The sequence below is a fragment of the Phenylobacterium sp. genome (assembly GCF_036501465.1).
In the GTDB taxonomy this organism is placed as follows: domain Bacteria; phylum Pseudomonadota; class Alphaproteobacteria; order Caulobacterales; family Caulobacteraceae; genus Phenylobacterium.
Genome location: NZ_DASYAF010000144.1, coordinates 1 through 9,979, shown reverse-complemented (window position 1 = coordinate 9,979; position 9,979 = coordinate 1). Strand labels below are relative to the sequence as shown.

The following is a 9,979-nucleotide window of genomic DNA, read 5'->3' as shown; positions in this document are numbered from 1 at the left end:
GCCCCGGATTGTTGGCGATCACCCGGCGGATCAGCGGCGAGACCTGCTGGACGACACCGTATTCGAAGGCGATCTCGCGGACGTAGGGGATCATGCGGGATCCTCCGTTCAGCTCACCCGCCCAGGGCGCCCGACAGATCGTAGCCGGCCTGGCGGCCCAGCGCGATGAGCTCGCCGCGGCTCATGGCGCCCGACAGGGCCTGGCCGATCGACCAGGTGGTGATCGAACGCGTGCCGGAGCGGCAGAAGGCCAGCACCGGGCCGTCGGAGCCGTCCACCGCTGCGCGCTGCGCCTCCACCTCGGCCGGTCCCGGCATGCCGCGCACGGGAATGTGGACATAGGCCAGGCCCTGGGCCCTGGCGGCGGCTTCGATCGCCGCGCCGGGCGGCTGGTCGGGCGCCTCGCCGTCGGGGCGGTTGTTGATCAGGGTCGCAAAGCCCTGGGCCTTGGCCTCGGCCACCTCGGCGACGCTGATCTGCGGGGCGACCGAAAGGTGGTCGGTGACATGTCGGAAATCGCTCATCGGGGTCTTTCGTAGACGGCAGGGCCCTTCGCCGCCATCGGTAGCCTCCTGGCCCGCGCATGGGAAAGGAAGATTACTCCACCCGGTGGACCTTGACCTCGCGCTGGTTGCCGACGGCCATCTGGTAGCTGCCGAGCGAGGCTTTGCGGATCTTCACATGGTCGCCGACCTTGGGGTCGATCGGGATCTCGGTGGAGTCGATCTGCACCCAGGTGCCGCCGCCCTCCGCCAGCTTGATCTGCCAGTGGCCGGTCGGCAGCTTGCGGGCCTCGGCGATGGAGCCTTCGGTGGCGGCCACGTCCTCCGTCTTCTCGCCGCGTTCGAAGAGGCTGATCGAGGGCAGGGAGAAGCCGAAGGCCTGCTTGCGGACCTTGCGGGCCTGCTCGCGGTTCACCACCACCACATCGCCCTTGGCCTCGGCCTCGTCGAGGGCGGCGGCGGCCTTGTCGTAGCAGGCCAGGCGCTGGGTGGGCTCGGCGACCTTGCGGCAGTCGGTCAGGGCCTGGAGCTGGGCCGCGCGCTGGGCGGTGGTCGCCGGAGCCGGGGCGGCCAGGGCCGGCGAGGCGATGAGGCCGACCAGGGCGGCGCCAAGCGCCATCCGCGCCACCGAAGACGTCAGGCCGAACCCGCTCATCGCATCATCCCCTTAGACCCTTGAGTCGCCCCTTTTTCCTACGAGGCGCGCGCGGCGTGCGCAATCGCCTGGGTGGCGGGCGATTGCGGCCAGCCCAAGGCGAAGCCGTTACGGACGCGGCGGAGGGTCCAATCGCCAGGTCCCGTCGTCGCCGGGCGTAAAGCCGTTGTCACGGTAGATGTGGCGCACCGGCGTGTTGCGGTCGGTGGGGACGATGCGGGCGTGGAGCGGCCGGGCCTGGTCGGCGATGACCTGTTGCAGGAAGGCGTGCTCGACGCCCATGCCCAGCACCCGGCAGCTCAGCGCCAGGCCCGCGATCTCGCCGCCCCGGACCACGGCGGCGCCCACCAGACCGTTGTCGGCGAAGCGGTCGCGGGCGTGGGCCACATAGACCGCGGCGTCGGACGATCCGGCCAGGGCGGCGAGTTCGCCCGCCGAGGGCTTCAGCCCGGTGGCGTTGAACTGGGTGGTGCGCTGGAAGAGCTCGGCCACGCGCCCCATCTCCGGCGCGTCAGGCGCCAGGCGGGTCACCCGGGTCTCGACCTGCAACGAGGCCACGAAATCCGCCTCGCTCACCGCCTCGGCGCGGGCCGCCTGGCGGCCGAGCTGGGCCTTGGCCAGCCCCGTGCGGCCGGCCGCCTCGCCGGTCACCCGCGACTGCTGCAGGCGCGGGTCGGCGAGCAGCCTGCGCCGCAGGGCGAAGGGGTCGTCGCCCCAGACCTCGACCTGCGGCAGCCGCTGGCGCACCCGCTCGCGCTCCACCGGATGGTCGTCGATGAACAGGAAGGCCTCCAGCGCCAGGCCCAGGTCGGCGGCGATGGCGGCGATGTTGTCGACCTTGTCGTCCCAGTTGATCCGCAGGGTCACGAAGTCGTCTGGGGTGAGCAGCAGGCCCTTCGGGTAGTCGGGCGGGTATTTCCAGAGCGCGCGCACCGCGGCTTCGTCGTTCTTGCTGACGCAGGCCAGCAGCACGCCGCGCTTCTTGAGTGTGAGCAGCGCCTCGTGCAGGCCGAAGTAGAGGCCGACGTAGGAGTGCGGGTTGTCCTGCGGGGTCCAGGCGAAGGGCGCGCCGGTCTCGGCCAGCACGCCGGGCCACAGCGTGCCGTCCAGGTCGACGATGACGCATTTCTTGGCGTCGATCCCCAGCACGACGGCGAGCGCGTCGAGGTGGGCGCGCGCGGTCACCGCCTCGCGGCCATAGGGGTCGCCGTCCAGCTGGGCGGCCAGGGGCGCGAGGTCGGGGAAGACGCCGTGGACCGGCGCGAGCTCTTGTTCGGCCCGCTGCAGCATCCAGCCGGGGGAGCCCAGGTGGATGAAGCTCACCAGCCCGTCGTCCACCAGCCGCTCGGCGCCGACCGCGCCCAGGGCGGCGGCCACGTCGATGAAATGCACGTCGGCGAACTCCTCGGCCAGCGCGGCGAGCGCGGCGTTGGCGGCGCGGAAGCGGGCGCGGTGGGCGAGGGGGCCGCGCTCGGCGAAGCCCATGGGCTGGACGGTGGGCTCCGGCAGGCCGTCGATCAGGATCGGCGCCTGGGTCTCGCGCCGCAGCCCCTCGATGATCCCGCGCGCCTGGGCGATCAGGCGCGCGTGCGGCGGATGCGGCGACGCCGGGTCGTGGGGGTCCATCAGGCTTTGCCGGGCCCGGAGCGCCCCGATCAGGATGGCGTCGTGGGCGTGCTCGCCGGCGAAGCGCAGGTCGTCGGGGAAGGTGGCGGCCACCCGCAGGTCCAGGCCGCGCGCCGCGCCCTCCCGGCGCAGGAAGTCCGATTCCATGTGGATGTCGCAGTCGCCCAGCAGGATCAGGTCCAGCCGCGGGCGCTGGCCCTCCAGGTCGGCCGCGGAGAGCGCCTGGTTCGCCGCCCAGTAGGGCTCACCGCCTTCCTTCGCCTGGCGGCGCATCCGGTCCAGCAGGGCGCCCGGGTCGCGCCCGTCGTAGGGCGCGAGCGCCCGCGTCAGCTCCGTCATCTCCGCCTGGGGATCCAAGGCGGTCAGCACGCCGCGCTCCAGCAGCGCCTCCACCACGTGGCCGGGCGGGATCTGGTCCGGCACGGTCTGCGGGGCCTCGAACTGGCGGATGATCGCGGCCAGCTGCGCATCGACCGCCAGGCGCAGGTGGCTCACCGCGTTGACCACCAGGACCCGGTCCGCGGTCACCGGGATCATGTGCACGAAGCGGGAGAGGCGCAGCAGCATCGGCCCCTGCATAGGGCCTGGCGTCGCGGCTGTCGCGGGGCGCGCAGCCTTCCCTTAGCGTCAAGCCGCCGGCCGCCACGGTTGCGCCCCCGAACGCCGTTCCAGGGCAGGAGCCATGGCCGAAATGCGCCCTGGACGAACGAAATGTGCGCGCATCGCCGCCCCAGCGCCCAATCTGTGACCAGAATGCGACAGGTCGGCGCGCTCAACATTACCGGGAGCTAATGATCGTTGACCGTGGGTCGGATACACCCGTAACTCCAGCGTAACCGGGTTCGACTGAGATTCCGGGACCGATTTTGTTTGGGGGCAGGCTCGTCCATCTGGGCGGCCGCTGGAGGATGTAGACCTTGAAAATCCAAAACACCCGGGAGCGCCTGTTGGCCTCCTCGATGATCTGCGGCGCGGCCTTCCTGGGTCTGTCCGCCACCTCGGCCTACGCGGCCGCCGCGGCGGCGGACGCCGGCAACGGCGAAGTCTCCGAAATCGTGGTGACCGGCACGCGTATCCCGTCGCCGAACCTGACCTCGATCGCGCCGGTGACCACCGTCGGCGCCGCCGACATCAAGGCCCAGGGCGTGACCCGGATCGAAGACATCACCAACTCCCTGCCGCAGGTGTTCGCGAACCAGGGCTCCTCGATCACCAACGGCGCCAACGGCACCGCCACCATCGACCTGCGCGACCTCGGCCCGAGCCGCACCCTGGTGCTGATCGACGGCCGCCGCGCCCAGCCGACCCCTTCCGACCTGAACTTCATCCCGGCCCCGCTGGTTGAGCGCGTGGACGTGCTGACGGGCGGCGCCTCGGCCACCTACGGCGCCGACGCCATCTCGGGCGTGGTGAACTTCATCATGCTGAAGAACTTCGAGGGCGTGCGCCTCGACGCGCAGTACTCGGGCTACCAGCACGACAACAACAACTCGACCGGCCAGTCGGCCCTGCGGGCGGCGGTGACCAACGCCATCATCCCCTCGCAGTTCGCGATCCCGGGCAACCTCTGGGAAGGCGAAGGCTCGGAAGTCACCATGGTGATCGGCGTCAACGCGCCGGACGGCAAGGGCAACATCACCGCCTACGCCACCTATCGCCAGAACAACGCCATCCTGGAAGCCGACCGCGACTTCTCGGCTTGTACGTTCGCCTCGACCGCCACGAGCTTCGCCTGCTCGGGTTCGGGTACGGCCTTCCCGGCCCGCGTCGGCAACTTCCTGGTCGACCCAACCACCTTCAACACCTTCCGCCCCCGCGTGGCGACGGACGTGTTCAACTTCGGTCCGGCCAACTTCTTCGTCCGGCCTGACGAGCGCTATTCGCTCGGCACCTTCGCCCACTATGAGATCGCGCCGTGGGCCGACGCGTACATGCAAGCCATGTTCATGGACGACAACTCGACGGCCCAGATCGCCGCGGGCGGCATCTTCGCCGGCACCTTCAGCGTCGACTGCGCCAACCCCTTCCTGACCGCCCAGGAAAAGGGCGTTCTGGTCCCGAACGGCGCCGGCGCCCTGGGCGGCGGCACCTGCGCCACCAACCCGAGCGGCATCTTCACCGGCACGATCGCGCGTCGTCTGCTCGACGCCGAGCAGACCGGCCGTCTGACCCAGTTCCGCCACGACGACTACCGCATCGTGGTCGGCCTGAAGGGCGACCTGGGCAAGAGCTGGAACTACGACGGCTACCTGCAGTTCGGCTCGGTTCAGGTGAACAACCGCCAGTCGGGCAACTTCGACACCACCCGCATCAACCAGTCGCTGAACGCGGTGGCCGGCCCGAACGGCCCTGTCTGCGCGGCCGGCGCCGACCCGGGCTGCGTGCCGATCAACATCTTCTCCTCGCAGCTGATCTCGAAGGCGGCGATCAACTTCCTGTCGATCCAGTCCTTCAACTTCACCAACACCCAGGAGCGGGTGGCCTCGCTGGCCTTCACCGGCAAGCTCGGCGACTACGGGGTCAAGAGCCCCTACGCTTCGGAAGGCGTGGGTGTCGCGATCGGCGCCGAATACCGCCGCGAGCACCTGGACAACGGCGCCGACTTCCTGTCGGTGAACGGCCTGGTGAACGGCAACGGCGGCGCCGCGGCGCCGACCAACGGCAGCTTCGACGTCTACGAACTGTTCGGTGAAGCCCGCGTGCCGCTGATCAGCGACATGCCCTTCGCCAAGGACCTCAGCCTTGAACTCGGCTATCGCTTCTCCGACTACTCGTCGGTGGGCGACACCAACACCTACAAGGTGTCGGGCGAGTGGGAAGTGGTCGACGGCTTCCGCTTCCGCGCCGGCTACAACCGCGCGGTCCGCGCGCCGAACGTGGCGGAACTGTTCCAGACCCAGACTGTGGGCCTGGACGGCAACCAGGACCCCTGCGCCGGCCTGTCCGCCAACGCCGCGGCCAACGCGGCCAAGATCGCCAACTGCGCCGCCATCTTCCACCTGACCACGGCGCAGGTCCTGGCCATCGAAGCCAACCCGGCCAACCAGTACAACGGCCTGCTCGGCGGCAACCCGAACCTGAAGCCGGAAACCTCCGACACCTACACCGCCGGCCTGGTGATGCAGCCGAAGTTCCTGCCGGGCTTCAACGCCTCGATCGACTACTTCGACATCCGGGTGAACTCGTTCATCGGCCGGTTCGGCGAAAACCTGATCCTGAACCAGTGCATCAACGGCGGGAACCCGACGTTCTGCAGCCTGGTCCACCGCGACCCCACCGGCTCGCTGTTCCTGTCGCCGCAGGGCTTCGTGACCGACACCCAGCTCAACACCGGTTCGCTGAAGACCACCGGTGTGGACATCGCCGCGTCCTACCGGACCGACCTGTCCAACCTGGGCCTGGGCGACAACGGCTCGATCTCGGCCAACATCGTCGGCACCTGGCTGGACAGCCTGATCACCCAGCCGCTCCCGGGCGGTCCGAGCTTCGACTGCGCGGGCCTCTACGGCCTGACCTGCGGCACGCCGGCTCCCCAGTGGCGCCACAAGGCCCGGATCACCTGGAACACCCCGTGGTCCTACGGCGACTGGTTCAAGAGCCTGAGCCTGTCGGCCCAATGGCGCTACTACGGCAAGGTTGACCTGGACGCGTTCGACTCGAACCCGCAGCTGAACAACCCGGCGAACCAGTTCGCGGCTGAAAAGACGCTGTCGTCGCAGAGCTACATCGACCTGACGGCGAACTTCACGGTGCACAACAACGTGAACTTCCGGGTCGGCGTGAACAACGTGTTCGACAAGGACCCGCCGCTGGTGGGCACCAACTGCGCCGCGACCTTCTGTAACGGCAACACCTACCCGCAGGTCTACGACTCCCTGGGTCGTTACGTGTACGTGGGTCTGACCGCCGACTTCTAAGCCGGAAGGTCACTGCAAAAGAGATCGGGCGGCGGAGCGATCCGCCGCCCTTTTTCTGTGGGCGCACAGGCTCTATGGGTGAGGCGCCGCCGCGACAGGCGGGCCGAAGGGACGGGCGATGGAGTTCAAGTCGGGGCCGATCAAGATCCAGGTGGGGGCGGCGGCGCCGACGCCGCGCGACGCCGAGGCTGACCGCGCCCAGCTCCAGGCGATCCAGGCCCGGCTCACCGCCGGCGACCTGGAAGGCGCGGCCGAGCTCGCCCGGACCGCCCTGGCCGGCGGCCTGGAGCACCCGCTGACCTTCAACCTCACCGCCGGCATGCTGGAGGCCGACGATCGTTTCGCGGAGTCGGTCTCCGTGCTGCAGCGCGGCCACCGCGCCTTCCCGCAGGACCCGGGCCTGACCCAGGCGCTGGGGCTGGGGCTGTTCCGCCTGCAGCGCTTCGCCGAGGCCCTGCCGCACTTCGACGCCATGACCGCCGCCCAGCCGGGCTTCGCCCAGGCGCACGCCGCCCGCGGCGCGGTGCTGGACGCCCTCGGCCGCGACCCCGAGGCGGAGGCCGCCTATCGCCGCGCGCTCGACCTGCAGGGCGACAACCTGCTGGCGCTGGCGGGCCTGGCGGGGACCGCCGCGCGCGCCGGGCGCCATGACGAGGCGCGCCGCTGCGCCGAACAGGTGCTGGCCGCCGAGCCGGGTTATCCCGAGGCGGTGATGGCGCTGGCCCGCGCCGACCTGGCCGAGGGGTATTACGACGACGGCGTCGCGCGGCTGGAGGCGCTGATCGCCGATCCGCGGGCCAGCGACCCGCAGCGCGATGTCGCCCGCGAGCTCATCGCCGACATCACAGCGGCGCGGACCCGCAAGTTCGACGCCTAGGGACGCACGGCGGCATGTTCCAGGAAATCCCCGACCTGCTCACCGCCGCCGAGGTCGCCGAGCTGCGCGACCTCGCCAGGCGCATCAAGTTCATCGACGGGCGGGGCTCCAACCCCAACTCCACGGTGAAGAACAACCTGCAGGCCGACCGCTCCGACCCCGCCGAGGCCCGCTCCTCGGAGATCATCGGCCGGGCGCTGGCCCGCGACGAGCGGTTCATCGGCTTCGCCTTTCCCAAGCGCATGGCGCCGCCGATGCTGACCCGCTACGAGCCGGGGATGAACTACGGCGCCCACGCCGACACCGCCTTCATGCCGCTCGGGCCGCGGCCGCTGCGTTCCGACCTCAGCCTGACGGTCTTCCTCAACGATCCGGCGGACTATGACGGCGGCGAGCTGTCGGTGCGGCTGGGCACGCACGAGGCGGACTTCAAGCCCGCGCCCGGCGGGGCGGTGGTCTATCCGTCGACCACCATCCATCAGGTCCGGCCGGTGACCCGCGGCGAGCGGCTGTGCGGCATCACCTTCATCGAGAGCGAGATCGTCGACCGGGTCTATCGCGAACTGCTCTACGAGCTGAATGGCGTGATCGCCGCCGAAGGCGACAAGCTGAGCTGGGACGCCCGCACCCGACTCAGCCACATCACCAACTCCCTGCATCGCCAGTGGGGCGACGCGGGCTAGGCCAAGGTCCCGCTTGCCGTCCGCCCGCGGACGTTCGTCGCAGCGATCTTCCGCTTCGCCGCCCGGCGGCGCAGACTGTGCGCGAAGGGAGACCTGATGTCGGCTATGGGTTGGTCCAGGCGCAGCCTGGCGGCGGCGCTGGCGCCCGCGGTGCTGAGCGCCTGCATGACGCCGCCCCGGCGGCTGATCTCCATCAACCTCACCGACATGGGTCCGCAGGAGCCGCCGGCGATCGCGCCCCAGAACGGCCAGCCGCCGGTGAGCACCCAACTGGAGACCGCCTTCGACCAGGCGCGCCGGATGGTCGTGCCGGTGATGCTGGACGGCAAGGGGCCCTTCGGCTTCGTGGTCGACACCGGCGCCAACCGCACCGTGGTTTCCACCGAGGCCGCCGCCGCCTGCGCCCTGCCGCCCGCCGGCCGCGCCGACGTGCATGGCATCGCCGGCGTCGAGCCCGCGGACCTGGCCCTGGTCCATCGCCTAGCGGTGGGGTCGGTCACCTCCCGCGGCCTGACCTTGCCGGTGCTGCCGCGTGGCCAGCTCGGCGCCGACGGCCTGCTGGGCGTCGACATCCTGCGCGACCGGACCATGTCGCTGCAGTTCGACCAGAACCGCTTCGAGATCTCCGACTCCGGCCACGGGGCCGAGATCGGCCACGCAAGCAACTCGCGCATCCAGCCCTACGACCAGCCGATCCAGGTGAGCGCCGCCTATCGCGACGGCCAGCTGGTGATCCTCGACGCCCAGGTCGCCCAGGTGCGGGTGGCGGCCTTCATCGATTCCGGCGCCCAGGTGACGGTGGGCAATATCGCCCTGCGCGACGCGGTGGTGCGCACCCATCCGGACTTCGGCCCCAGGCTCGCGCCCGTGCCGCTGATCAGCGCCACCGGCCAGACCGCGCGGGGTGAGTTCGCGCCCCTGCCGAGCCTGCGGCTGGGCGGCATGGAGATCGATTCGGTGCTGGGGGTGTTCGCCGAGCTGCACATCTTCGACCTGTGGAAGCTCGCCGACCGGCCGGCGATCCTGATCGGCATCGACGTGCTGCGCCACTTCCAGGACGTGACCCTGGATTTTGGCCGCCGGGTGGTGCTCTTCACGCCCTCGCCGCCGGGCGACGCGCGCGTGCGCCGCGAGGCGCGCCAGCAGCCCTAGGTCCGTCGTCCGCCCTAGTGGACGCGGGTCGGCGCCAGCACCATCGCGCCCTGGCTGCGCAGGCGCTCCTGGGCCAGGCCGTCCAGGATCCCCTGGGCGCGCGGGTCGCCGAACACCCAGGCCGCCGCCGCCAGGGTGCGGGCCGAGACCGCCGAGACGCCCAGCATCTTCTGGATCGCCTCCAAAGGCGAGCCGGAGGGCGACATCCGCTTCAGCCGCGCCTCGCCGCTGATCCCGGCCAGGGCCTTGGCCTTGGCCACCGCGTCGTAGAAGCCGCCCAGCTCGTCCACCAGCCCCAGGTCCTTGGCCTGGACGCCGGTCCAGACGTGGCCCTTGGCGATCTCGCGCACCCGGTCCACCGGCAGCTTGCGGCCCTCCGCCACCCGCTGGACGAAGTTGTCGTAGATGCGGTCCATCCAGCGGGCGAAGGCGGCGCGCTCGGCGGGGCTGAACTCGCGGCCCATGCCGAAGGCGCCGGCGTAGGATGAGCCCACGCCCAGCTGGCGCACGTCGACGCCGAACCTGGCCAGCGCGGGGCCTAGGGCGAACTTGCCGCCGAACACCCC

General features: G+C 70.7%; 8 protein-coding genes and 1 pseudogene. 4 read left to right on the top strand and 5 right to left on the bottom strand.

All coding sequences use genetic code 11. The features are described from left to right. The 4 genes and pseudogenes from VGL85_RS15585 to VGL85_RS15570 all read right to left on the bottom strand — a co-directional run. Positions 1-94 (bottom strand): annotated as a pseudogene (locus VGL85_RS15585) (MBL fold metallo-hydrolase); the annotation flags it as partial. A gap of 19 nt (positions 95-113) precedes the next feature. After that, positions 114-524: a TIGR01244 family sulfur transferase gene (locus VGL85_RS15580; RefSeq protein WP_331589878.1), complete on the bottom strand. Its 411-nt coding sequence runs from the start codon at positions 522-524 to the stop codon at positions 114-116. 73 nt (positions 525-597) lie between these two features. Further along, positions 598-1,158, bottom strand: a complete 561-nt coding sequence (locus VGL85_RS15575) for a hypothetical protein (RefSeq protein WP_331589877.1) — start codon at positions 1,156-1,158, stop codon at positions 598-600. Between the two features lie 108 nt (positions 1,159-1,266). Beyond that, entirely contained in the window at positions 1,267-3,351 is a 2,085-nt protein-coding gene (locus VGL85_RS15570) for an HAD-IIIC family phosphatase (protein WP_331589876.1), read from the bottom strand. 350 nt (positions 3,352-3,701) lie between these two features. On the opposite strand from VGL85_RS15570, the gene VGL85_RS15565 reads away from it, so the two are divergent. From VGL85_RS15565 to VGL85_RS15550, 4 genes are all read left to right on the top strand, one after another. After that, a complete protein-coding gene (locus VGL85_RS15565) occupies positions 3,702-6,701 on the top strand; it encodes a TonB-dependent receptor plug domain-containing protein (RefSeq protein WP_331589875.1) in 3,000 nt (999 codons plus the stop codon). 118 nt (positions 6,702-6,819) lie between these two features. Continuing rightward, positions 6,820-7,578: a tetratricopeptide repeat protein gene (locus VGL85_RS15560; protein WP_331589874.1), complete on the top strand. Its 759-nt coding sequence runs from the start codon at positions 6,820-6,822 to the stop codon at positions 7,576-7,578. Between the two features lie 14 nt (positions 7,579-7,592). Then, the gene (locus tag VGL85_RS15555) at positions 7,593-8,261 is read left to right on the top strand and encodes a Fe2+-dependent dioxygenase (RefSeq protein WP_331589873.1); all 669 of its coding nucleotides are present in this window, start codon (positions 7,593-7,595) and stop codon (positions 8,259-8,261) included. Between the two features lie 96 nt (positions 8,262-8,357). Continuing rightward, positions 8,358-9,413 (top strand): aspartyl protease family protein, encoded by a 1,056-nt coding sequence (locus VGL85_RS15550; protein ID WP_331589872.1) that lies wholly within the window; start codon positions 8,358-8,360, stop codon positions 9,411-9,413. Between the two features lie 14 nt (positions 9,414-9,427). Here the strand turns inward: VGL85_RS15550 and VGL85_RS15545 are convergent. Beyond that, positions 9,428-9,979 (bottom strand): S49 family peptidase (locus VGL85_RS15545; protein ID WP_331589871.1); only part of this gene is annotated, 552 nt, incomplete at its 5' end.

What these genes read in the sequence shown, in the direction of transcription:
- VGL85_RS15580 (WP_331589878.1), bottom strand. Translation starts at nt 524, where the DNA reads ATGAGCGATTTCCGACATGTCACCGACCACCTTTCGGTCGCCCCGCAG.
- VGL85_RS15575 (WP_331589877.1), bottom strand. Translation starts at nt 1,158, where the DNA reads ATGAGCGGGTTCGGCCTGACGTCTTCGGTGGCGCGGATGGCGCTTGGC.
- VGL85_RS15570 (WP_331589876.1), bottom strand. Translation starts at nt 3,351, where the DNA reads ATGCTGCTGCGCCTCTCCCGCTTCGTGCACATGATCCCGGTGACCGCG.
- VGL85_RS15560 (WP_331589874.1), top strand. Translation starts at nt 6,820, where the DNA reads ATGGAGTTCAAGTCGGGGCCGATCAAGATCCAGGTGGGGGCGGCGGCG.
- VGL85_RS15555 (WP_331589873.1), top strand. Translation starts at nt 7,593, where the DNA reads ATGTTCCAGGAAATCCCCGACCTGCTCACCGCCGCCGAGGTCGCCGAG.
- VGL85_RS15550 (WP_331589872.1), top strand. Translation starts at nt 8,358, where the DNA reads ATGTCGGCTATGGGTTGGTCCAGGCGCAGCCTGGCGGCGGCGCTGGCG.